Annotated in this window: 24 protein-coding genes; 14 read left to right on the top strand and 10 right to left on the bottom strand. The window is 32.2% G+C overall.

The window, feature by feature from the left end; all coding sequences use genetic code 11:
• Positions 1-6: 6 nt before the first annotated feature.
• From PSR14_RS31000 to PSR14_RS30985, 4 genes are all read right to left on the bottom strand, one after another.
• Positions 7-636, bottom strand: coding sequence for a hypothetical protein (locus PSR14_RS31000; RefSeq protein WP_098487148.1), 630 nt, complete (start codon positions 634-636; stop codon positions 7-9).
• Between the two features lie 150 nt (positions 637-786).
• Complete coding sequence (locus tag PSR14_RS30995; protein ID WP_202322422.1) at positions 787-954, bottom strand: hypothetical protein; 168 nt, start codon at positions 952-954, stop codon at positions 787-789.
• A gap of 2 nt (positions 955-956) precedes the next feature.
• A complete protein-coding gene (locus PSR14_RS30990) occupies positions 957-1,445 on the bottom strand; it encodes a hypothetical protein (protein WP_218952611.1) in 489 nt (162 codons plus the stop codon).
• 224 nt (positions 1,446-1,669) lie between these two features.
• A complete protein-coding gene (locus tag PSR14_RS30985; protein ID WP_000966774.1) occupies positions 1,670-1,882 on the bottom strand; it encodes a helix-turn-helix transcriptional regulator in 213 nt (70 codons plus the stop codon).
• A 167-nt stretch (positions 1,883-2,049) separates the two neighbouring features.
• Here PSR14_RS30985 and PSR14_RS30980 point away from each other — a divergent pair, with 167 nt between their 5' ends.
• The 5 genes from PSR14_RS30980 (at position 2,050) to PSR14_RS30960 (ending at position 7,593) form a co-directional block, all read left to right on the top strand.
• The gene (locus tag PSR14_RS30980; protein ID WP_098487149.1) at positions 2,050-2,547 is read left to right on the top strand and encodes a helix-turn-helix domain-containing protein; all 498 of its coding nucleotides are present in this window, start codon (positions 2,050-2,052) and stop codon (positions 2,545-2,547) included.
• Positions 2,548-2,895: 348 nt separating this feature from the next.
• Positions 2,896-4,125 carry a hypothetical protein gene (locus PSR14_RS30975; protein WP_098487150.1) on the top strand — a complete coding sequence of 410 codons (1,230 nt, stop codon included), beginning with the start codon at positions 2,896-2,898 and terminating at the stop codon, positions 4,123-4,125.
• Between the two features lie 646 nt (positions 4,126-4,771).
• Positions 4,772-5,281 carry a MerR family transcriptional regulator gene (locus PSR14_RS30970; protein ID WP_098487151.1) on the top strand — a complete coding sequence of 170 codons (510 nt, stop codon included), beginning with the start codon at positions 4,772-4,774 and terminating at the stop codon, positions 5,279-5,281.
• Between the two features lie 631 nt (positions 5,282-5,912).
• Entirely contained in the window at positions 5,913-7,094 is a 1,182-nt protein-coding gene (locus tag PSR14_RS30965) for a ParM/StbA family protein (RefSeq protein ID WP_098487152.1), read from the top strand.
• Between the two features lie 55 nt (positions 7,095-7,149).
• Entirely contained in the window at positions 7,150-7,593 is a 444-nt protein-coding gene (locus PSR14_RS30960; RefSeq protein WP_098487153.1) for a hypothetical protein, read from the top strand.
• 69 nt (positions 7,594-7,662) lie between these two features.
• Here the strand turns inward: PSR14_RS30960 and PSR14_RS30955 are convergent, their stop codons facing one another.
• The 4 genes from PSR14_RS30955 to PSR14_RS30940 form a co-directional block, all read right to left on the bottom strand.
• A complete protein-coding gene (locus PSR14_RS30955; protein WP_000771185.1) occupies positions 7,663-7,797 on the bottom strand; it encodes a hypothetical protein in 135 nt (44 codons plus the stop codon).
• Positions 7,794-8,888 (bottom strand): Rap family tetratricopeptide repeat protein, encoded by a 1,095-nt coding sequence (locus PSR14_RS30950; protein ID WP_098487154.1) that lies wholly within the window; start codon positions 8,886-8,888, stop codon positions 7,794-7,796. The genes PSR14_RS30955 and PSR14_RS30950 overlap by 4 nt, the downstream gene beginning before the upstream one ends.
• 347 nt (positions 8,889-9,235) lie before the next feature.
• Entirely contained in the window at positions 9,236-9,742 is a 507-nt protein-coding gene (locus PSR14_RS30945; RefSeq protein ID WP_098487155.1) for a hypothetical protein, read from the bottom strand.
• Between the two features lie 71 nt (positions 9,743-9,813).
• Entirely contained in the window at positions 9,814-11,016 is a 1,203-nt protein-coding gene (locus tag PSR14_RS30940) for a DUF3801 domain-containing protein (protein ID WP_202322416.1), read from the bottom strand.
• Positions 11,017-11,291: 275 nt separating this feature from the next.
• Between PSR14_RS30940 and PSR14_RS30935 the strand changes: the two genes are divergently transcribed.
• From PSR14_RS30935 to PSR14_RS30910, 6 genes are all read left to right on the top strand, one after another.
• Positions 11,292-11,999, top strand: coding sequence for a plasmid mobilization protein (locus PSR14_RS30935; protein ID WP_098487157.1), 708 nt, complete (start codon positions 11,292-11,294; stop codon positions 11,997-11,999).
• 16 nt (positions 12,000-12,015) lie between these two features.
• A complete protein-coding gene (locus PSR14_RS30930; RefSeq protein ID WP_098487158.1) occupies positions 12,016-13,335 on the top strand; it encodes a relaxase/mobilization nuclease domain-containing protein in 1,320 nt (439 codons plus the stop codon).
• A 431-nt stretch (positions 13,336-13,766) separates the two neighbouring features.
• Complete coding sequence (locus PSR14_RS30925; protein ID WP_000085121.1) at positions 13,767-14,063, top strand: hypothetical protein; 297 nt, start codon at positions 13,767-13,769, stop codon at positions 14,061-14,063.
• Between the two features lies 1 nt (position 14,064).
• Positions 14,065-14,250 carry a hypothetical protein gene (locus PSR14_RS30920; protein WP_098487160.1) on the top strand — a complete coding sequence of 62 codons (186 nt, stop codon included), beginning with the start codon at positions 14,065-14,067 and terminating at the stop codon, positions 14,248-14,250.
• A 101-nt stretch (positions 14,251-14,351) separates the two neighbouring features.
• The gene (locus tag PSR14_RS30915) at positions 14,352-15,533 is read left to right on the top strand and encodes an FtsK/SpoIIIE domain-containing protein (protein WP_098487161.1); all 1,182 of its coding nucleotides are present in this window, start codon (positions 14,352-14,354) and stop codon (positions 15,531-15,533) included.
• On the top strand, positions 15,472-16,089 hold the full coding sequence (locus PSR14_RS30910; RefSeq protein ID WP_098487162.1) for a replication-relaxation family protein: 618 nt from the start codon (positions 15,472-15,474) through the stop codon (positions 16,087-16,089). Before PSR14_RS30915 ends, PSR14_RS30910 begins: the two co-directional genes overlap by 62 nt.
• A 24-nt stretch (positions 16,090-16,113) precedes the next feature.
• Here PSR14_RS30910 and PSR14_RS30905 read toward each other — a convergent pair whose 3' ends face one another.
• Together PSR14_RS30905 and PSR14_RS30900 are read right to left on the bottom strand one after the other, a co-directional pair.
• Complete coding sequence (locus PSR14_RS30905) at positions 16,114-16,347, bottom strand: helix-turn-helix transcriptional regulator (protein ID WP_006919420.1); 234 nt, start codon at positions 16,345-16,347, stop codon at positions 16,114-16,116.
• Positions 16,348-16,709: 362 nt separating this feature from the next.
• Positions 16,710-17,459 carry a CPBP family intramembrane glutamic endopeptidase gene (locus PSR14_RS30900; protein WP_098487163.1) on the bottom strand — a complete coding sequence of 250 codons (750 nt, stop codon included), beginning with the start codon at positions 17,457-17,459 and terminating at the stop codon, positions 16,710-16,712.
• Positions 17,460-18,043: 584 nt separating this feature from the next.
• On the opposite strand from PSR14_RS30900, the gene PSR14_RS30895 reads away from it, so the two are divergent.
• The 3 genes from PSR14_RS30895 to PSR14_RS30885 all read left to right on the top strand — a co-directional run bounded on the left by PSR14_RS30895 (position 18,044) and on the right by PSR14_RS30885 (position 22,665).
• Positions 18,044-18,658, top strand: coding sequence for a hypothetical protein (locus PSR14_RS30895; RefSeq protein ID WP_392355584.1), 615 nt, complete (start codon positions 18,044-18,046; stop codon positions 18,656-18,658).
• 170 nt (positions 18,659-18,828) lie between these two features.
• On the top strand, positions 18,829-19,683 hold the full coding sequence (gene tnpI / locus PSR14_RS30890; protein ID WP_392355583.1) for a TnP I resolvase: 855 nt from the start codon (positions 18,829-18,831) through the stop codon (positions 19,681-19,683).
• An 18-nt stretch (positions 19,684-19,701) separates the two neighbouring features.
• Positions 19,702-22,665 (top strand): Tn3 family transposase, encoded by a 2,964-nt coding sequence (locus PSR14_RS30885; protein ID WP_392355582.1) that lies wholly within the window; start codon positions 19,702-19,704, stop codon positions 22,663-22,665.
• The last annotated feature ends 44 nt before the right edge of the window (positions 22,666-22,709 follow it).

Below are 22,709 nucleotides of genomic sequence, written 5' to 3'. Positions count from 1 at the left end.
CCTCGTTTAATTCAAATCAACATAAACAAGTTTATTTGTCTTATTTATTTTTTGAACGATTTTTAGTTGTAAGCTTTTATTTTTAGCGTATTTATTCGGAATCGCTAATAATATTTTTCCTGATTGTTCAAAAGTCGATTTTGCTCTATGATCGGCGGTAATATATCTTTGCTGGTATTCTAAAAATTCATTTTCACTAGCTAATTCACTTTCACCTATTACAAGACCTGAACCCTCATTTAATAAATAGCCTTCATATGGATTACTTCTTGCTTTTTCATTTATTTCATGTTTCATATTAATAATTAGTAGTTTAAAATCATTTTTGAGGTTTAAATTTTTTTTACTTACATAATCGTTATACCGATCCCGAAAATCAAGTTCAGATGATTGGTCAAAATCTTTTATTTCAACATTAGTAATGCTACGAGTGAATGTAACTTTTTGCCCTTCAATTTTATAGTTGTTATTTTCAAAAATATTGACTGGCAAGTGTACAGATTCATTCTTTTTGACACTTTTTATTGGTGTCTCCTGGTGTTCTGTTACACGATTGTCCTTTAGTTCACTACAAGCTCCTAACAGAGAAACTGATACGAGTATGAATAAAGCCTTTTTGGTTATCCTCAGTTTCATAGCCTCCCATTCTCCGTCCTACCGCCTTACGCTACAGTTGCTACACCCGTTTTTTGCAAACATTTCCTGCTCGCAAGCTCACGATAAATCTTCACAAACAACAGGTTCATGTACTGTCCTCTTTTTTTCACCATAGACTCCTTAGCGTAATTACGATAGATTCAGTTTCTTCTTTTGTGCAAGTATTTCTTGCAATCTTTTCAGTCCTTCTGTGAATGTACTCTCGGGGTCTATCACATATATCTCATCTTGCTGCTTAACATTGTCATACATCAACTCTGTACACTTCTGTTGTCCCATACCCCTAAGTGCTTTCATTTTCATATTTTCTGTCCTTTTACATGTTCGTCTACAATCTGTAGTGTAAGATGCATCGCTTCCTCAGGAATCTGCCCATCAAATCGCTTCATAACTTGATAAAATGGATGATTCTCATCTAATACGTCCATAATATGAGAGCATATATAGGGGTTCTTTTGCATTTGTGTAAAGAACATTCGCAAATCAGCTAAAAATGCCTTTTCTTTCGGAAACATACCCAGATACAGTATCGTACTTGCTAAAAAATCCACTACCGTGTCTTTCCAAACAGCCGTCTGTTCCACAGCCTGATACGCTTTACTAGAAACTACAAAATCTTCTGCATATCGGTTTAACTCTTGCATTAAGTAGAACTTTCTACCTTTCCCAGGTTTCCCAAGAATTATGTTGTTTTTCTTCGCTTCCGCTCCCACTTCTGGTAAAGTCAACGGATTGATGTACATCTGCTCTATACTCTGTGTCAAATCTATACTTTTTGTCAAAGACATGACCAAATACCCCTTTCATCGTTTTATTTTCTTATATCGTTAAATATAAAGTGTTATTAAAATGGTTACTTTGGCTGTACAGATGTTGGGAATTCCTCATCTTATTAGCCCATTAATATATGTGTTTAGTTTTCAAAAACCAGTAATTCTATTTGAATTTTGAATGTTTTTTACTATAATTAATCTAGAAAGTTAGTTAAATTTCATCTTTTTGTAATCAATTACTATGAAGTTTCTTCTTCGCGAACCCTATAGTAAGTCGGTATAAAAAAGTATTCTACAGGTTTATTGAAAATAGCAGAGATCTTTTCTGCTCGTTCTGCATTCACTCCAGATTTTCCTTTTTCAATAGCATGTAATACTTGGGGTTTAATGTGTATTTTTTGGGAAAGCTTTTCTAAAGAAATTGATTTACTTACCCTCTCTTGGTATAACATAGTTAATTCACCCTCCTTTCTTTTGATTTAACTACATTGTACATCACTTTAAAAGTGAAATCAACTATAACTTAGTATTTTTTTCGAGATTTACATCTAAGGTAGTTGTAACTTAACTATTTTAGATACAAATCTTTACAAGATATTAATTAGAAAGGAATTGAAATATGAGTATTTTTGGTGCCCGTGTAAAAACGTTACGCTTAGATCGCGGATGGAGTATGAAACAATTAGGAGAGGAAATTAGTAAATTATCTGGAGCTCCCTTGCCTCAAACAACTGTATCTAATTGGGAGAATAAAGGTTCAGAACCCCCATATAATATTTTAGTTTTTACTGCTACAGCATTAGAAGTAAGTACAGATTATTTACTTGGCAAAACTGATGAACTACAATTTGAACAGCATACTTTAAAAAATGCTATACTAACACCACCTGATTGCACAGAAGATGCTGCAATCATAAATAACAATAGTACTGCATCTTTGCAAAACTTAATTCAAGAATTAAAACACGAACTAAATAATCTACCTATAAATAAAAAAGAGTCCATAGAAAATGACTTGAATGAATATTTAGAATTCTTAGGGTATAAACAAGAGAAATTATTAGTTGACTTTAAAACATTTTCAAAATACATTAAATATCAAATAAAAAATCTCTAGTAATAACTAGGGATTTTTAAAATTTACATGATATTTGCTTTAAATAAAACCATAACTATTATTGATATCCTTCAATAATAGTTATACAATAGAACATATACATAAAAAACAACTATGATATAGTAAAAAAAACAAAAAATAAACCCTACCGCACACATTTTTAATTGGTAAATTCACTTTGGCCGGTGAACCAATTAAAAACCCGATTGAAGTAGGGGGTTTATCTTTTATAATTATACTTGCTACATAACCATTATAGCATGTAAAAATTATAATGTGAATAAAAACCTCTACTTTTCCAGCGTTTTTCTGTGCATTTACGGTGGTGAAAAATAGGAGGTTTTTTCTATGGAAACTGGTTTTGAAAACATAACCGCTATGGATCTAACTAGCGATATTCATTTGGACAAACGAACTTTCAAAACAAACATGAAATTCAGTAAAAAAAATAAGAAATCAAAATTCCTCATGCATGGGCCAAAGTTTTTTGATGAGCTTCGTATATATTTAATCAAAAATAACGAGCTTGGAGAATATGCTTTGCCTTCATCAGCATTAGCCACTTACATTTTACTTCACTATAAGGTAAATGATTTAGGGCGACTTCCTCGCGATTTCAAACTATCTATTATCGCGAACGAATCCGATATCCCCTATACAACTATTCATACAGGTTTCCAAGCTTTACTTCATTCTGGACTTGTTAGAGAAATTTTTATTAACGGAAAAATTCCAGTGTATGAAATTTGCAACTATGCAAGATTAAATCGTACAGCAAAAGAAACAAAAGATAATGATGGAAAACTTTCATATTTTCGAATCCCTAACTTATTGTTAGAGACTTCTATTTTAAAAGAGTTAGTTTCCCATCGTGACAGCAAAGGTATTATTGAATTTTTAGGATTATGTACCCACTTTACTCATCAACTTGAATATAGCAAAAATTCTGTTGAAGATTATAATTGCACCCGCAACATGGACGGCTTAAAGGAACGTTTAGGGCGTAATGCAAAAAAAGTTCGTAACTACATAGAGATTATTTCACCAATCTTTAAATTTGATGCTGCTGCAAAAAAGGTTAGAAACCCACGTAAAGGGCGGATAGCACGCATACGTGAAAAGATCCAACAAATTGTTATCACTCAATTTACAGTTAATATCAATTCTGCATGCGTGATTGAAAATGATCGAGCTGAAATTAGACAAACAGAAGCTAAAATGCGTAAAGAAGCAACAGCCCGTCTTGAATCCATTGGCATAGCATTAACCAATAAAGATCGTAAAGACATTGTTGTTTCTTATAAAGGAGAAGTATCACGAATCGCTACATATATTAAAAACAAACAACTTCGTGATGATTTTATGACTTATACCATGAGTTATGCAATGGATCAATGTGAAAGTTTCTTAGCACTTGGAGAAAAAATAAAATCAATCGGTGGCATGATACGAGCAAAACTGCGTGAATCGTTTGTGCCATGGGCGGAACGATATTTAGACGATGATACGCGTCATGCACTTGTACTGGAACTCATTTCTCATGATATAGATGTACCTAATGCATTCCGACTTACTTAAATTTTAAAAACGAATAGATTATAAGCCTTGTTCAAAAAAATTACTAAGGACAGGGCTATTTGTCATGTTGAAATAAAATAGACAATCTTTCTATTACCCTATAATTCTAAAAAACAGTAGGGCTATTTTTCCTCCCTAACTGTTTTTTTATGTTCCTGTATACTAGATTACGCTTAAATACTTGTGGAATTGTTAGTAAATCTATAATTCAATTGTGTAAACCTTAGTATATTGTTATAAGGTTTGTGTGAATCTGAATAGTTTGTAGTTGTAGTTATGGATAAGTTAGTATTCCGATTCAATTTTTTAGACAATTTATCTAACCTTAGAGCCACAAGAGTTTCCAAGCTTTTCTTTTCATCTATATAGTATTTGTATCTTTTATATTATTATTGAAAATTTTATATAGTGGTTGAAATTATTACTTAATAAATGAATCTATACATAAACAAATGAAAAATTAATAAAAAGCGTATTTTTCATACATTTAAAATTTTATAGGGAACTTTGACAAACCTCGTAAATAGAATTAAAACTTTTAGGGAAATTCGACTAGTTTTAGCGAAGCACAAGGGTTTTCATAAATCCCCCAGAATTGCTACAGCAACTCACTTAATCTTTAAAACCTTAATTAGGAGTTGATTGTATGAGTCAAGTAATCTCATTACAACGCCCACAACGTCCATTAAACAGTTCGGACGTTGTAAACAAGCTAAACATACCCCCAAGCACATTGCGGACATACACGGCACATTTCAGACGTTTGGGCCATACATTCCAGAAAAAGAATGGCCGAATATTGTATTCAACCCGTGATGTAGAGCTATTTAAACAAATGATGGAATTACATGAACAAGGTTTTGGGACAATTCCTCAATGTGTTTACAACGTTGTAAACAGTTCAAACAATAGTGAAGACACAATGGACAAAGTGGACAATCAAAACAAACAAATGAAACTACCTCAGGACACCTCTTCACCAATTGACACAGTAGATGAGATAGCAAGGATCAGGAAAGAAATGGAGGAATTGCGGAAATATGTCGATGAAACCATAAAAAAACGAGATGAATTGTTGCTGCAAACACTACGGGAAGTATTGAATGCTAAACAAAAGAAACAAAAAAAGAAACGATGGTGGCAATTCTGGAAGTGAATCAACCATCCCCAACCCCTTCCATCTTGGAAGGGGCTCGCTCGGCGCTAGCCAGGCAAACCGGTTTGGAAGACCTTCAAACCTATTTGCATAGGTTAAAGCGTTTGGGATAGGCGAATCTGTCCATTCCTTATCCTCCCTCGCAAAGAACGCTCAGTCCGGTACCATGGACAGATACCATGTGTACGCTACTATTGTTTGATAGTGAGAACAACAGGTTTCAAAATAAGGAATTCTCCAAGTATGATGGAGGATTCCTTATTTTTTGTTCGATTAATATGGGGAATGACTACAATTTATATGGAGACAAAAAAACAGTCATGCATTAGGAATAAACTTCATGAAATTTCGCATCTACACACTCCCTGCATTCAAAAAACTTGCACGAAATGAAATGTGCAAAAAAAGAATAAAATTTATACTCATTTAATAGAAAATAAAATAAAAATAGAACTTTAGATAAATTTTATTCTTGTTTTGTACAAAAATGAAATAAAAAAAGAATAAATTTTATTTCATTTTTATTGAAAATGTAATAAAACCGATGTATAATAAGGGTATAAGAAGAAAACGAAATAAATTTTATTTTTTATAGTTGTTATTTAGAATAAAAATGGTAGGAGGAACTGAAATGACGAATGAAAATCTTAGTGTGGTAGAAAAAATTAAAGTGAATGTGGAAGCTGATCTCGGAAATAGTAATTTGAAAATTTTTATTAATGATGAATACGTAACTGTACCGAATGTCTTTCAACGTATTCATGGGGGAATGGATGCCTATGAATCTGATGAAAATAAGAATGTACTAAATTTATTGGAGAATTTATATGTTCATGTATCTAGTAGTGCAATTAAAAGGAATGGAGGTTTTTTAATCGGGAAACGTGCCATGCAAAACTCTGAAAAAATGAAAGCGATGAATATTAAGATTGCCAATAAACATGAAGAAGATCTTCCAATTATTAATACATTGAGTGTTATTGGAGCAAAAATGATTCAAAAAGTATATAAAGAGACAAAAGCGATTCCTGATGTATTGAATATAGATATAGATTTAATAACTGCTATTCCTGCAAGTCAGCATACCCCTAAGACAGCTCAATTCCTTGTAAACAGATTTACAGAGAATACACATGTGGTAATCATCTATGTCGGTGACAGACCTATCACAGTACAAGTTGAATGCTCTAAAGTACGAGTTACAAAGGAAGCATTAGCAGCGTTATATGCGATTACAGAAGCTCCAGATGAAATGTTCAAAGATTTTCAGGAACTATACAAAGATCGTTTAGATAATAAAGAGATTACAGGAGACTTCTTTAAAGATAAAAAAATTCTACATACGGATATTGGCGAAGGAACAAGTGAGTATATTTTTACCGATGGTTTAAGTCCAGTCTTAGACAGTTGTTCTGGTGAAAGAAGAGGAATTGGTCATGCAATTGAAGAAGCGTGTGCCTTGTTAAATAAAGAAAGAACAACTAATTTTAAGAGACAGCAATTCACTGAAATTCTTTTAAATAAAAATGATAAATACTATGAGGATGCATCCGAATTTATATACAATACAAGATTCGAACAAGCGGAATTAATTCAAGAAGATGTAGAAAACAAATTCACGAATGATACAGGCGGTCAGGCTGAGGTGTTAGCTGTGTATGGAGGTGGTAGTATTTCGTTGAAAGAAGAATTATATGATGAATTATTAAGGTTGTGTGAAAGAACGGGTATGATGTTATTATATGTCCCAGAAAAATATGCAATAGAATTAAATCCAAAAGGTATGAATGTTTTGAGAAAAATCATTGATTAAAAAAACAAATATCAAAGTAGAAAAATACGTCATATATGTAAAAAGGTGAGTTGAAATGAAACAAGAACAATATAATTGGAAATTTAAAAAGATGACAGATGATCCAAGTTTTAAAGAGTGGCATAGTAACCAAGATAATATCTCACACTCATTGAATACATTGGTTAGCTTTATCATTCGTTTAATTGGAACAGGTGATTTAGGAAGTTTCGATAATCAAACAAAATTGCAACAAGTTTTATTACTACAAGATGAATCATTTATTAATGCCGTTGCGAAGAGAGTTAATACTCGTTCATCAAGTAGCTTTATTGATACAGATCAGGAAAAAATAGATGAAAAAACAGTATTAAAAGAAATGAGTACAGAACCTTCGAACCAGCAAATTCAATCAATAGAACAAGGTGCTCAACAGATAATAAAAGAAAAGCGTTCAATAGAAAACACTGATCTAGAAACATATAAAGAAGTAAAGAAAAATGCAAAAAACTTTTTTTGAAAAGGAGAAAAGGGAAATAGCCTTATTACATTTGTAATAAGGCTATTTCCCTTTTTGTGAGTAATCCCCTCAGCCAGTATTGCCATGTGCGTAACTAACTACAGCACTGCTAGCTTGTTGGACATCTAATCCGATTGAAGGATTTCCAATTGTAAAAATACCTATAGCGATAAGGCTTACTAAACTTAATTTTAAGAGCTTCATTTTAACACCTCTTTGCTAAAAATTTTTTCTTTTGCCTGATAAGTTAAATGGAAATATGTGCTGGATTTTTCGAATTGAGCATCGTTATGAAACTGAAGAGCTAAAATTTCGTAATATTCTTGAATATACTCCCATAGTTTTTCTTGGTTAAAGTAGTCCATTCCTGCTAAGATAGTATTTTCTAAAATTTCAGTTTTATCTTTATTGCATAAGTTATCAAGGATTTCGAAGTGATATTGGTATTCCAGTATCTCTAATTCTTTACAAATATGTAGTCCTTTTGTTATAAGCTCTGATGCAATTTCTGTTTCTCCTAATTTTAGGCGTTGCTTAGCTTCAACAAAAAGTGCTCTATAGTTACTTGACATCTTCTCATTTACTTCAGATAAATAACGAATTGCCAAGACAGATTGCTTTTGTTCAGCATACATTAACCCTAAATTCTGACGAGCGATTAATATATCTTTTTCGTTACCGAACGTACGAAACAAGTCTATTGCTGTGAGGAAATATTCTTCTGCCATCTCGAATTCTTTTAAGTGAGTACAAGCTAATCCTAAAAGATTATTACAATAAGAAATTTTTAATTCGCAATCAGCGTTATTAACAAATATATCCTTGGATATATTTGCGTATTTTATAGCGAAAAGAGCTTGGTGAATATGGTAATGGAAAATGGCTAAATTATAATAGAATTCAGCCTTTTCAAGATCATCAGGAATGTGTATTAGTAGAACTTCAGCTTTTTCATAATGTTCTTTTGCTAAATTATAGCTTCCAACTGCATTGGAATGAATAGCTTTAAAAAAGTGGTAGTAATATGCTAGGTAATCTTCTTTTGGAGTATCGAAATCTTCAATTTTGTCAAAACTATTTTTAGAAATACCCATGTTATTAATTAGATATTTATGACGGAAATTAAGGAGCGAGTAATAAAATAATAAATCTTGATTGTTTTGTATATTACTAATTTGACTTTCGATTTCTTTTTTTAAACGATTAGCATTGTCACTATTCCTGGAACGAATTTGTAAATACCATTCATTAAGTAATTCAGTAAGTTGTTCATTTCCCTTTAGTTGAACGTTCATATAATCCTCCCCATCACCCTAATAAAGGGAATATTCTTATAATACATAATATCAGATAACAAAATTGCTCATCTCGATAAGATGTATTTTTCAATATTGTTCCGAAAATTCTGATTTATTATAAATAATACGAACTCTATACAATGGTATATCCATCCTGATGGAAAGTTAGTTCATTCCTTCTTAAAATTTTGTCATGTTAGAGCCAATTCGCCCAAGTGTAAGAAAAAATAGGATGAAAAGTAGCACAAATTTAATAATTGCAAATGAAATGGTAACGGTGAATATCAATAACTTTAAAAATGTTCTTAGAATCCATTTTAAAATATTCATAGATATTTGCTCCTTTATAATTCCATATCATGGCTTTTTTGTTTTATTTTCTTCTCTTTTTTCTCTTCATTTTCCTCTTCAATTTCTTTATTGGTTGAGTTCTTTACTTTGTCTAAATCCCCAACTGTTTGTACAGAGTTTTTTGTGTCATCTATATCTATACGGTCAGGTGTTCCATCATTATCTAAGTCCCGTTCTCTGGTTATTTCTTCATAACGGATACGAATGATTGGATCTGTAGCTATTATAGTATCTAATGTACCCTCCCCTACTTTGCTGTCTATTTCTTTCAAATCCAATGATTCAATACTTGTCAAAAATGATTTTTTATATTGTTCTTCAAATAGATCTTTAAAGGAGGTGTATGTGATTGATTGAGTAGGAAACATTCTTTCTTTATCTTCCAAATTAAATGAGGAAAACTCTATGTTTCCATCATCTTTTTCTTTGAAAGTTTCAAGGAAACTTTTTTCAAATTTACATAATTTTTTATATGAAATTTCTTCTCTTTCTTTATCCATAATATTCATTCCTCTCTATAAGTTTATTTTTAAAAAACGATAGATAAAAATATATCTATCGTTCTAAAGATTTATCGACTAAGTGATTGTTTTTTGTTCTTATCTTTCGATGCTTCTTTATCTTCATTCTTGATTTTGAAATCAAGATCCTTAACACCATTCATTGAAAATTCGATTTTCTTTTGTTTAGGGGTATCTATTTCTTTTTCCATCTTGTTTTCTTTTGCACGCTCTTGCTTTATATCATTAAGAATGCTATGAAATTCATCAACATTAACTTTGCCATCTGCTTCACCAAATGAAGAAATGTTTTGTTTAACAACAGTATTCACTTTTTCAATTTGTTTAGGAGTGAAATCTTTCTTCATCTCATCCAATTTATTTGATTCCACATAGGAACTTTTATCCGCATAATGATTATCTAAACTTTCACTCATAACTTTTGTATATTGAAGCATTAATTTTTGTTCATCATTGCTTAGTGAATTTAGCATGTTTTTAACTTGTTCTTTATTATCTTTAGCATTTATTTCAACTTCAGTTTTTTCTTTATTCGTATTTTTTTCCGTTAACTTCGGCTCTTTTTCTACATCTTGCTTATAACGGTTTTCAAATAGTTTTTCAACACGATTCACTTCTTGCGAGTACAACCCTCTTTTGATTTCATCAAGTTCCTCTAATTTTGCATAAAGAAGCTTTTCCTGTTTTGACAAACGATCATAATTTATATTATTTTCTTTTGGTTCTTTCTTTTCTGCTGTTGTAATTTCATCATAAACTTCTTTTACTTTTTCGGCTTGGTCTGGTGTTAAATCTTGGCGAATGTCTTTCAATGCTTTTTCCGCTGTCTTCACTTCTTCTTTTTCTAATACCGCACTTTTTCTTTCAACAATATTTTTTAATGCTTTTTCAATTACATTTGCCTGTGCTGCTGAAAAAAAGAAAGAATAATCTTCTTTACCGTTCCTCACTACAGAAAAATCCACGCCTAATTTTTTTAACTCTTTTTTATAATCGTTTAACTGTTGCTTTGTTAAATTTTCATCTAGAGCAACTATTCCACCAGTTTTTTCATGCTTTTTCATGAGATCAGTAATTTTTTGTTTTCCAACTTTAGTTTTATCATCAAATATAAAATCTTTTGGTTGTTGTTCTTTACCTTCGAGTAATTTTGATAATGCTTCTAAAAGGCGTAATAAAGTTTGTTCTGATATTTTCAAAGACTGTGCTACGACTTCCATTGCGACCTGTGTATGCTCATCTACAGAAACCATTTTCAGACCAACCCCTTTATAAAGTAGTTAACTAAATTATACCATTTTTTGGCCGGAGATGATATAATTTTCAGAAAGAAATATTAAGGTTTTAGCAAAGGGCAAGCTACGGGTTTGGCATGCCAAACCCCAAAAACGTTGTTTTTGACTTGGTAGGAGATTCCTACGACCTTTACAAATATATAGAAGCGATTTTTTCCAAATCACTTCTATATTTGTTGTCGCTTCGCTCGATAAATTGTTTAAAAAATCTTAGTATCAGGAGGAAATAAAATATGGTTAGAACTAACACTTATTTTCAAATGAGATTGACTGAAGATGATAAAGAATACATTAAAAATAAATCTGAAGAGTTAGGTTATAAAAATGTTTCAGCATTTCTTATTGATAGTGCAAAAACGCATTTTAAACTTGAAGTTGATATGAAAGCTTATAGGGATTTAACTAAAGAAATAAACTATATTGGTAAGAATATAAATAGCTTAATTAGAAGGATCAATACTGACGGAATTTACACGGACAGTGATATTGATTTTCTAAGAGTAAATCAGAAGAAAATTATAAATAGAATTAATACTGAATATGACCGATTAATTGATTTGAAAACCAAGTTTAATAGCGATAGCTTGAGTAAAAAACAAAAAGAAAAATTAATACAATCATTAACTGAAAATCAAATACAGATACCCAAAAAATTAGCATTAGAAGAAGTATATGAAAAGGTGAAAGAAGATTTTATTTATATTATAGAATGTATAGAAAACTCACCTGAACAAGATGAAGAAGTAACAGAATATGTTTGGCAATATTTATATGGAGATACGCTTTTTAAGTTAGATGATAAACAATTAATTGAATTGGCCGATAGCATTTTTATATTTGCACAGAAATTAAAATTTAAGTTAGCAAAACTTGATAATGTTTTTGAAGATGATGATTGGTTTGAACTAAAAGATATATTAGATGAATATGAAATTTATTAGGTAGGGATTGATTACAATGTCTATTGTTAAAATACAAAAAGTCAAAGATTTGAAAGCTGTCATTAATTACAGTATGCAAGATCATAAAACTAACGAGGAATTAGTTACATCTTATGAGTGTTCTATAGATACGATAGATAGGGATTTTAAAAGTGTTTTAGTTGACTACAATGAAAAGAATAATAGTGATAAAAACCTGAGTGCAAGAATGATAATTCAATCGTTTGACAGTGATGATAATTTAACGCCAGAACAAGTTCATCAATATGGAGTAGAATTTGCTGATAATTATCTAAAAGGAAATCATCAATATACAGTCATTACACATACAGAAACAGATAATTTACACAATCATATTATTTTCAATGATATTGATTTTAATAAATTAAAAATGTTCGATTCAAAGCGTGTAAATACTTTAGACAGATTACGAGAAGAAAATGATAAAATCTCCGAAAAGTATGGTTTGTCAATAATTGAAGAAGGAAGAAAGGGAAGAAAAAAGTATTTAGCTTTTAATGAGTATGTAGCTAGATCAAAGAAGAAATCATTCAAAGGAAATTTAGAAGATGTAATTGATAAAAACATATCGAAAGCGAATTCATTTAATGAATTTTTAAGCTTAATGCAAAAAGAAGGATATGAGCATAAACAAGGGAAATATTTATCATTTATGAATCCAAAGTCAGGGAAGTTTATGCGAACTAAAACAATGGGATTTAATTACCTTGAATCCTCTATCAAATATAGAATCGAAAACAAAAGTTATTCACCAATCAAAACAAGTATAATCAATAGGAAATGGATTGATAAGTCACAGGAGAAATTTAAGAATAATAAGGGACTTCAAAGATGGGCAACTAAGCAAAATATTAATTACTTAAATGAATTAAGCTCTAAACTATATAAACTCAATGTTTCGCTTACGGAACTTGAGGAAATTGAAGCGAATAAGGAAGCGTTAATTGACAGCTTTGAAAAGCAACTTTTAGGTATTGATAATGAGATTTTTAGATTAAATAAAATGAAGGGTTGTTTCCGTACTTATAAAAATAGTCATCCTTTGATCGTTGCTTATAAAAAAGCTGAAAATAAAAAGGCATTTAAACAAGAACGTTATCACGAATTTAAAGAGTATGATGTTGCAAAACGTGATATGAATTATCTCAAAAAGAATTATGGTATTACTGATGAAGCTGAATTACATTATAAACTGTCAATGATGACCAAAGAACGTAATTTACTGTATGGAAGTTTAGGAAAAGAAAAAGAAGTGGAAATCAATAGACAAGAACAACAAAGACAGCAGCAACGTAAAAAAGAAAATGAACGATAAAAAGTTGTAGCGCCTCACAAAAATAATATTGTATAGTTTTTGATGATTGAAATAAATTAAAACGCTGGGAGGTGGAACGTTTTTGTCATACATATGGAATGAGATCTTCACGGCTCGTGAGGCGAGTATAAAGCTAGGTAAAAACCCTAAATATATATATTTTTTATGGAAGAGGCATTCAAATATTTTATTGAAGGATAGCGTGAAAATGATTGGTAGAGAACTACTGATTACAAGAGAAGGATATGAATACTTGAAAATATTATCAAAAAAAGGCGAGTGACCTTGCTGTTTAAATACTTTTAAATTAACGTACAAGAGTAATCCATTACATGGAACTCTTGTATTTTTTTGTAGTACAAATTCGAAATAATGAACCATCATCATATTTATTAAATGCGCCTAGAAATTTATATGGATGGTGAAAATTTATGAGTCAATATCAAATGTTGTACAGCACACCATATCTCTATTCTTCTCGTACATTGCAACAAATGTACAAAAGTACAAGAAAAGAAGAGGATATAACAGCGATACAGGAGCACATGCTACGTCATGACGTGTATCTGGACCGACAGTACCGAGGTTATTATTATTTAAGTCAAAAAATTGAAGAAGATTTATATGATGATGAACATCCTGTATCTTGGAATGAGTTATTAGAAGATTATCAGTTATTTAAGGATTCCCAAGGTAATTTATCTATTCAGCCGAAAGGATGGAGATAATATGACCATTGTTGGAGAATTAGGTATTGTATATGGCGTGACAGGAGCAACGATCATAGGAATTAAGTTATTAAAAAGAAAAGGGTTTCACCTTCCTGACTGGATGCTACGTGCAGGTCTTAAATGCTTGTTAATTGGAACGGTGTGGTATGTGCTACGTGATATGCTCGATGTATTTCTACGCTAGTATTCTATCGGGTAGTTGATGGGAACTGTCGTAGTGTATTCGAACAACGTTTTTATGATATTCCTGATAACCCCAACTACCTCTAAGGAGGTAAGGAGTTTATGTTTTCGCTTTTGTTGATTCCAGTTACTTTTTTAACAGTAGCGTATTTTTACAAGGGAAAAGAAATGAGTGATAAGAAGAAAATCAAAGCATTTTTTGAAATTACGAAAGTGTGTGTACAGCATAAAGGGGAAACCCAGTACCCTGTGTTCCTTAAACAGACGGAGGATAGTATGAGTACCACATATGTCTATCGGCTTCCGTTGGGAGTTCCTAGTCAGTTAATACAGAAGTTAGCGCAAGTATTAGAAGAAGGACTCTATAAGCCTGTGATAATCTCGTTTCAGCAACGGGAATTGTTCATACGGGTTTTTGAACAACGGATTCCTGAGGAATGGCATTGGTCCAAAGAATTGTTACAAGAGAAAACCTGGAGAGTTGTCATAGGGAAAGCGTTAGACAGAATGATGTATCATGACTTTGAAAAAACACCGCATATGTGTGTTAGTGGTATGACTCGCTTTGGTAAGACTGTCTTTCTCAAAAATATCATGACCAGCTTAATTTTACAGCAGCCAGATTATGTGAAATTGTATGTAATTGACTTAAAAGAAGGTTTAGAGTTTAGTCCCTACAGTGATTTATTACAAGTAGAAGAAGTGGCGGAGAATCCCATGCAAGCATTTGATATGTTGAATCACATCCGTGAAAAGATGGTAGAACAGGTAGTACGCATGAAAGACTCTTATTTTACTAACATTGTAGATACGCCAATAAAAGAACGGCATTTCATTATAGTCGATGAATCAGCGAACTTGTGTCCAACACAGGGATTGCCAAAACAAAAGAGAGATATGCTCTATATGTGTCAAGAAATGTTATCAGAAATAGCGAGGATTGGCGGAGCATTGGGGTTTCGACTAATTTTTTGCACCCAATACCCGACTTCTGATACCTTACCAAGGCAGATTAAACAAAATAGTGATGCAAAGATTGGATTTCGTTTGCCGACAGTGGTTGCTTCGCAAGTAGCGATAGATGAAGGAGGGCTAGAAACTCTTCCCTCGATTGCTGGAAGAGCCTTATTCAAAACAGATCGTGTAGAAGAAATCCAAGTACCTTATTTGTCTAACAAAGAAATGTGGAATGTATTAAAACAGTATAAGGTGGTGAAGAAAACTGAAACACCAAAAACTGAAACAAAAAGCGAGACAAATCGAGATTTTATCGAGTTTAAGTAAGCTAGAATTTGCTTCAAGGAGACAATTGCAAGCCATCCATTGTCTGGGAAGTATACGAAATGCAAATCGTATTCTGAAGGATTTAAGACCGTATTGTCATGTGACTTCGCATAATCGAGAGTATGTGTATTATCTAAACAAGAAAGGAATGGCCCTTTTGGGTATACATGCGAAAGAACGAAAAAAGAAACATCAACTGGAACATATTTTGTTACGCAATGAAGCATGGATGTGGTTAGATTTCCCCGATTGGAAAACAGAGCAAGTTATTACTTTAAGATATCAGGGGGAAGAAAAAACAATTATTCCAGATGCGTTTTTCACTAAAGACAATGTCCCCCATTTCGTAGAAATAGATCGGCTTCAGCATATGAAAGTAAATGAGAAAAAGATACAATATTATGCGTATCTTACTAAAATTTATCAAAAACAACAAAATAAAGTACCAATCCTATTGTTTTTCACCATATCTGATTGCCGAGAGAAAAAATTAGAAAGTGAAGCGATGAAATATGGTGTGTATTTACAGACATATTTATTACAGAACGTACTGTAAAGACTACACCGGTAAGTAATCCTTTTACGCCCAAAAATCAGTTGGGTCAATATTTTTTCCTGTTAACTTACGTAATGCGGTGATAATCTTATTTTGATTCTTAAAAGAGGGGTGAAAAGCGCTTCCTTTACAAAGTCGACTTAGTGTACTTTTACTAACGCCGCTAACTTTTGAAACTTCTTCTTGAGTTAGATCATGCCGATCTAAAAACTTTCCTAGTTTACTTCGTGGTTTAATACTAAGCCATTCCCATGCCATTATACGTTCACCTCTGAATTAGATTAATTTAATAATAGTTTGTCCAGAAGTTCCATTGTTAAAACAGTTTCATTTTAAAGTAATGTATAGAAATGTAAGAGCATAAACTATAGAAAACAAGAAATATAAATGTGTTATGTAATAATTTTGTGGAATATAGCATACATATTAATAGCTACAAGTTGCGGATATACATGAAGCATAATTGCAACTTGTTGTAACAGGTATGCTAATAAAATAAAAAGGCTGAATCCCTTGTGAGAGAAGGAATTCAGCCTTTTATTGTTTTGTAATTTGATAATTATTGTTTAGTTGTTTCATATGCACGATGTCATTAGCTGTCGAGTTTCAACAGCATAGTCTTAGTTCACGAATATACTAGATATGATACTTAGGACAGTTAATGAGCACAGATTAAAAACTCCATGAGCTAACCAAGCTGACAGGAATCCTAATCTTAGAAAAAGTAAAGCATCCACTACGCCTGGAATGAAATATAAATAGAAGGTTGATATGTCAGGTCCATGTAATAATGCAAATCCTATGTTTGTTAGTATTACCCAACTCCATATATATTGAGGGTTTTTATGTATAAATAATTCATGATACACTTTTTCTAACCATAAAAATTTTGTTTTAAAATCAGCAAGTACTAAAAATATTCCAGCATAAAGTAAATATCTAAAGAAAACCTCTTCATTAAATGGTCCTATTATAGAAACTAAGAAAAGAAATCCTGTTGTAGTTAAATCTGATGTATATGTTACTTGACCAGATCCTATACCAATCATATCATGACCAAAAAAAGTGGGAATAAAGCGGATGAAAGTCAATATAATTTGCATGAGTATTGCAATTAGAATAGGGAGTCCAAACGTTAAATATGGTTTGTTTTTATGAAGGATGAAGCGATTTTGGAAATCATTTCTGATTGTAGGGAATACGAGAATGCCTGTTAATAAAACTGAAAAGTAATAGAGTGTCCCAATGGCATCTGTATTATCAGAAAGCCCCAATTCGGATAGCTTATCGGCTAATACCAGAAGTATAAAAAATAAAAAGAAAGCTATAAAAAATATAATCGGTCGAACAATGTCACGTAGAAAAGTCAAATGAATTCCTCCTCTTAAATAGTTATCAATACAATTTTATCATTATTTAGAAAATTATTTCATTTTTGTTTTATACAGCAAAATAAAATTTCACATACCACAATAAAAATACATAACACAAAAGAAAAGCACATGAAATAGGGGTTTCACCTGTGATAATGTCGGCATTTGTTATATAATAGGGAAGATCAATTAATATGGCTTCGGTTATGCGGAGTAAAAAAGTAGTACCTAAAACGAAGGGCAAGTATCATATGAGCTAAATTATATGATACTTGCCCTTTCTTATTTTTATAAAAATCTTTAGCCAATCCATTGCGATGACATTGGTATGGCTAAAGGTATATATCCCCCAGCATGTAGTTTTAGTAAAGGGAATCCCCTTAACAGGAAAACGTTGCTATGAAAGCGATACATGGATGTTCTGGAAGCCGAAAATACTAACGTACATAATTCCTCGATTTCTGTACATAAAGAAGCCTATATGCCCTCAATGTGAATTTATTTCGTATAAAATATGGTAGAATATATATGTCAAATTATTTTCATATATGAGTTACGCACTGTGAAATGGGAGGTCTTTTATGAAAATATGGTTAGAAGGAAAACGAATTTTTGAAGAAGAGACGGACTATGGAAGTAAATATTATGTATTCCCACGAGATAAGATGCAAAAAAATGTAACGTTACATAGCTATATAGTGAAAAAAGGGGCATTTAATCAGCCTTGTAAATGGATTTATGCTGATGATTTACCGAAAACAGAACGTATTATACCTGTGAAGGATTTCGATTACTCTCAATATGATTGTTTTATATTTGATGACTATACACTAGGAAAAGATGTTCAAAAAGTTTTGTCTTCATATAATATTGACATTCAGCAGGATATAAAAGAGTTTTTGAAATTAGAAGTATTACCTGAAGAAGCAGTAAAGGAATTAAAAATACTTTTTGAGGAAAAAGAATACTACAATAAATATCCTGAAGATTTTTTGTTTTGTGAATCATATGATTATAAATGCGATGAAATGGAAAAAAGGTTTATTGTTGATCCAGATGATAATATAGGTGTTTCCATTACATATGACCAGACAGACTGGTTTGGTAGACAATACCTTGTAGGGGTACCGCCAGCATTTCGGAAAAAAACCACGCTAAGAAAACCCTGGTTGCAAAATCAGAAAATATATCCTTAGTCCTAGACACAGGCAGTGTCTTTTTTTTGCACAAAAATAATACAACACAATATTAATTGTGTTGTATTGGGTGTTATAATAACTATGAATCTACGAGTTTTACGCAACACAATTTACTATTAAATAAACATTTGTGTATGCAACACAATTTATAGAAGGGAGGAAAATACATGGATGTTGCAAAACAGTTTTCTTCTTATCTTAAACAGGAGAAGAAAAGTGAGAACACTGTTAAGGGATACACATTAGGTATTAGACAATACATAACATGGTTTGAAGGTTCATATGACAGAAAATTAATGAAATTGTACCGACAAAATATCTTAGAGTACATTAGTTATTTAAAGAATGTCAAAATGTTGAACGCCAAGACCATCAATCACAAGATTAGTAGCCTTGCTAAATTTAATGAATTTCTAATACAGAAAGGCAGTCAACAAGATCAGGTAATTTTAAAAACAGACATGATAAAAATTCAAACTGCGTATGCTTCCCCAACCCAAATTGTTGAATTGGATGTAAAAAAATTTTTGCAAAGTGTGCTAGAGGATAATAACAAACGTAATTATGCAATTGTCACTCTCCTGACATACACAGGGGTACGTATTTCAGAGGCATTATCTATCAAAATGAATGACTTCAATTTACAGACTGGGGAATGTATTATTCGAAGTGGAAAAGGAGATAAACAACGAATTGTATTACTAAATAGTAAGGTACTTCGTGCTATCAAAGATTATCTCATCGATCGAAAAACATACAGTACAGCACATGAATCTCCTTATCTTTTTATTAGTAAAAAGCGCGAAAAGCTCGACCGTACGGTCGTCAATCGTATCTTTAAATCATATAGCGATGTTATTACCCCGCACCAGTTACGACACTTCTTCTGTACGAATGCAATTGAAAAAGGATTTAGCATTCACGAGGTTGCAAATCAAGCTGGGCATTCTAACATCCATACAACATTACTTTACACAAATCCAAACCAACTGCAGTTAAAAAATAAAATGGAACTCTTATAAAGGAGCAAAGGGAAAACAATGGGAGTTAAACAATTACTGTCAGAGGCACAACGAAATGAGTTAATGGATTTATCACGTTTAACAGAATGGGATTTAGTAACATTTCATACTTTTTCTAAACATGACTTACATTTAATATTAAAACACCGTAGAGGATACAATCGTTTAGGGTTCGCTCTTCAGCTCGCATTAATCCGTTATCCTGGCTGGTCTTTAACAGAATATAAAGATATTCCACAATTTGTAGTGGATTATGTTGCGAGTCAGTTACAGATTCCACCTGAAGAATTTTTAGTATATGCCAAACGTGAGAATACTCTATGGGAACATCTTGGTGAAATTCGAGCAGAATATGGATATCAGAATTTCTCTTCTGAATATAAAGAAACTTTATTACAATTTTTAGTACAACAAGCAATGGATAACAGTAATACCCTCTATTTAATTGAAATAGCAATATCTACATTGCGAAAAATGAAGGTCATTCTTCCTGCTATGTATGTGATTGAAAATATCGTCTGGGAAGCAAAGCAACAAGCAGATCAGAAAGTGTATAGCATACTACATGACGGTTTGGTCCAAGAACAAAAAGATCAATTAGATGCGTTACTTTTACCAACTATAAATGGGAAATCTTCATTAGCATGGTTAAAAGATGTACCTGCCCAACCTTCACCAGAATCATTTTTAAAAGTAATAGATCGACTACAATTTGTTCAAAAAATTGGTCTTACTATTGATACCACAAAAATTAATACAAATCGCCTTCGCCAACTCGCTAGATTAGGATCAAAATATGAACCATATGCCTTTAGACGATTCAATGAAGTAAAAAGATATAGTATGTTAGTTTCATTTTTATTGGAGATTACACAAGATCTCATAGATTATGCAATCGAAATTCATGATCGCCTCATGATGAACCTTCAAACAAAAGGGAAAAAGGAACAAGACGAAATACAGCAAGCAAATGGAAAAAAATTAAACGAGAAAATTTTACAATTTATTACCGTATGTGGGACATTGATTGAGGCAAAAGAAACTGGTAAAGATGCTTTTGCAGCTCTAGATGAAGTAATGTCATGGAATGAGATGGTCGAATCTGTTGAAGAAGCAAAACAACTATCAAGGCCTTTAAATTATGACTATTTAGATTTGTTAGATACTCGTTATTCATATGTTAGACGATATGCACCTACTTTATTACGCAGTCTTCATTTTAGAGCGACCAAATCTGGAGAACCCGTTTTACAAGCACTTGATACGATTCATGAATTGAATGAAACAGGTAAACGAAAAGTGCCTCATGGCGCTCCCTTACATTTTGTGTCTAACCGTTGGCAAAAACATGTATATGATGATGATGGAAACATTAATCGGCACTATTATGAATTGGCAGCTTTAACAGAGTTAAGAAATCATATTCGTTCAGGAGATATCTTTGTATCAGGCAGTAGACATCATAAAGCATTTGATGATTATCTTATACCGTATGATGAATGGAACGAAGTTTCAAACATTCCAAATGGTCTTACAGCCCCTTTAAAAGCTGAAGATTATATAACTGACCGAATAAACATATTAAATGAACGTTTAAAATGGTTATCAGAAAATAACGAGAAATTAGAAGGAGTAGATATTAGTCAAGGAAAACTACATGTTGAGCGATTGGATAGAGGGACTCCAGAAGAAGCAAAAGCATTTAGTAAACTTCTTCATAGTATGTTACCCAGAATAAAACTTACAGATTTACTATTAGAAGTGGCAAGTTGGACTGGATTTCATAATCAGTTTATCCATGCTTCTACCAATCAATCTCCTGATCAAGATGAACAGAATATTGTATTAGCCACTTTGATGGCAATGGGGACAAATATAGGTCTTACAAAAATGGCGGAAGCTACTCCTGGAATCTCCTACAGACAAATGGCAAATGCTGCGCAATGGAGAATGTATGATGATGCAATGGTTCGCGCTCAATCTATTCTCGTGAACTTCCAAAAGGAACAGAAGTTATCATCCTATTGGGGAGATGGGACAACTTCCTCCTCTGATGGTATGCGTCTATCCATTGCTGTACGTTCTCTACATGCAGATTCCAATCCACACCATGGAACGGGAAAAGGTGGAACAATTTATCGATTTGTAAGTGATCAACTATCTGCCTACTATGTTAAAGTCATTACTACAAATGCACGAGATGCTCTTCATGTATTAGATGGGCTTCTTCATCATGAAACAGATTTAAAAATTGAAGAACATTACACAGATACGGCAGGATATACAGATCAAGTATTCGCCTTAACACATCTGCTAGGATTTCGATTTGCTCCTCGTATTCGTGATTTGGCGGATACTAAGCTTTTTTCCATACCCGGCGCAGAGGAATATACAAATGTTCAAGCCCTTTTAAAGGGAAAAATTAATTTGAAATTAATAAAAGAAAATTATGAAGATATTAGAAGGCTGGCATACTCAGTTCAAACAGGAAAAGTATCTAGCGCCCTTATCATGGGGAAAATCGGATCGTATGCAAGACAAAATAAACTGGCTACAGCACTTGGAGAAATGGGACGAATAGAGAAAACCCTCTTTACACTGGATTACATATCTAATAAGGCAGTAAGAAGACGTGTTCAAAAAGGGTTAAATAAAGGAGAAGCAATAAATGCATTAGCTAGGATTGTGTTTTTTGGACAACGTGGAGAATTTAGAGAACGTGCTCTTCAAGATCAATTGCAACGAGCTAGTGCGCTAAACATTATTATTAATGCAATAAGTGTGTGGAACACAGTATATATGGAAAAAGCTGTAGAAGAATTAAAAGCAAGAGGGGAATTTAGAGAAGATTTAATGCCTTATGTGTGGCCGTTAGGATGGGAACATATCAATTTTCTTGGAGAATACAAATTTGAAGGATTGCATGAAACTGGACAAATGAATTTACGTCCTTTACGTATAAAAGAGCCGTTTTATTCTTAATATAACGGCTTTTTTATAGAAATAATCCTTAGCGTGGTTTTTTT

Origin of the sequence: Bacillus sp. A01H, assembly GCF_045277205.1 — a bacterium.
Taxonomy (GTDB): domain Bacteria; phylum Bacillota; class Bacilli; order Bacillales; family Bacillaceae_G; genus Bacillus_A; species Bacillus_A paranthracis.
Note: the sequence above shows the minus strand (reverse complement) of the source record. Positions and strands in the feature narration are given on the sequence as shown.

Bases quoted from the DNA above. Each gene is read 5' to 3' on its own strand.
- PSR14_RS30965 (WP_098487152.1), top strand. From the start codon at position 5,913: ATGACGAATGAAAATCTTAGTGTGGTAGAAAAAATTAAAGTGAATGTG.
- PSR14_RS31000 (WP_098487148.1), bottom strand. From the start codon at position 636: ATGAAACTGAGGATAACCAAAAAGGCTTTATTCATACTCGTATCAGTT.
- PSR14_RS30955 (WP_000771185.1), bottom strand. From the start codon at position 7,797: ATGAAGCTCTTAAAATTAAGTTTAGTAAGCCTTATCGCTATAGGTATT.
- PSR14_RS30960 (WP_098487153.1), top strand. From the start codon at position 7,150: ATGAAACAAGAACAATATAATTGGAAATTTAAAAAGATGACAGATGAT.
- PSR14_RS30990 (WP_218952611.1), bottom strand. From the start codon at position 1,445: ATGTCTTTGACAAAAAGTATAGATTTGACACAGAGTATAGAGCAGATG.
- PSR14_RS30930 (WP_098487158.1), top strand. From the start codon at position 12,016: ATGTCTATTGTTAAAATACAAAAAGTCAAAGATTTGAAAGCTGTCATT.
- PSR14_RS30980 (WP_098487149.1), top strand. From the start codon at position 2,050: ATGAGTATTTTTGGTGCCCGTGTAAAAACGTTACGCTTAGATCGCGGA.
- PSR14_RS30950 (WP_098487154.1), bottom strand. From the start codon at position 8,888: ATGAACGTTCAACTAAAGGGAAATGAACAACTTACTGAATTACTTAAT.
- PSR14_RS30905 (WP_006919420.1), bottom strand. From the start codon at position 16,347: ATGGCATGGGAATGGCTTAGTATTAAACCACGAAGTAAACTAGGAAAG.
- PSR14_RS30985 (WP_000966774.1), bottom strand. From the start codon at position 1,882: ATGTTATACCAAGAGAGGGTAAGTAAATCAATTTCTTTAGAAAAGCTT.
- tnpI (WP_392355583.1), top strand. From the start codon at position 18,829: ATGGATGTTGCAAAACAGTTTTCTTCTTATCTTAAACAGGAGAAGAAA.
- PSR14_RS30895 (WP_392355584.1), top strand. From the start codon at position 18,044: ATGAAAATATGGTTAGAAGGAAAACGAATTTTTGAAGAAGAGACGGAC.
- PSR14_RS30970 (WP_098487151.1), top strand. From the start codon at position 4,772: ATGAGTCAAGTAATCTCATTACAACGCCCACAACGTCCATTAAACAGT.
- PSR14_RS30935 (WP_098487157.1), top strand. From the start codon at position 11,292: ATGGTTAGAACTAACACTTATTTTCAAATGAGATTGACTGAAGATGAT.
- PSR14_RS30885 (WP_392355582.1), top strand. From the start codon at position 19,702: ATGGGAGTTAAACAATTACTGTCAGAGGCACAACGAAATGAGTTAATG.
- PSR14_RS30975 (WP_098487150.1), top strand. From the start codon at position 2,896: ATGGAAACTGGTTTTGAAAACATAACCGCTATGGATCTAACTAGCGAT.
- PSR14_RS30925 (WP_000085121.1), top strand. From the start codon at position 13,767: ATGAGTCAATATCAAATGTTGTACAGCACACCATATCTCTATTCTTCT.
- PSR14_RS30995 (WP_202322422.1), bottom strand. From the start codon at position 954: ATGAAAGCACTTAGGGGTATGGGACAACAGAAGTGTACAGAGTTGATG.
- PSR14_RS30915 (WP_098487161.1), top strand. From the start codon at position 14,352: ATGTTTTCGCTTTTGTTGATTCCAGTTACTTTTTTAACAGTAGCGTAT.
- PSR14_RS30920 (WP_098487160.1), top strand. From the start codon at position 14,065: ATGACCATTGTTGGAGAATTAGGTATTGTATATGGCGTGACAGGAGCA.
- PSR14_RS30940 (WP_202322416.1), bottom strand. From the start codon at position 11,016: ATGGTTTCTGTAGATGAGCATACACAGGTCGCAATGGAAGTCGTAGCA.
- PSR14_RS30945 (WP_098487155.1), bottom strand. From the start codon at position 9,742: ATGGATAAAGAAAGAGAAGAAATTTCATATAAAAAATTATGTAAATTT.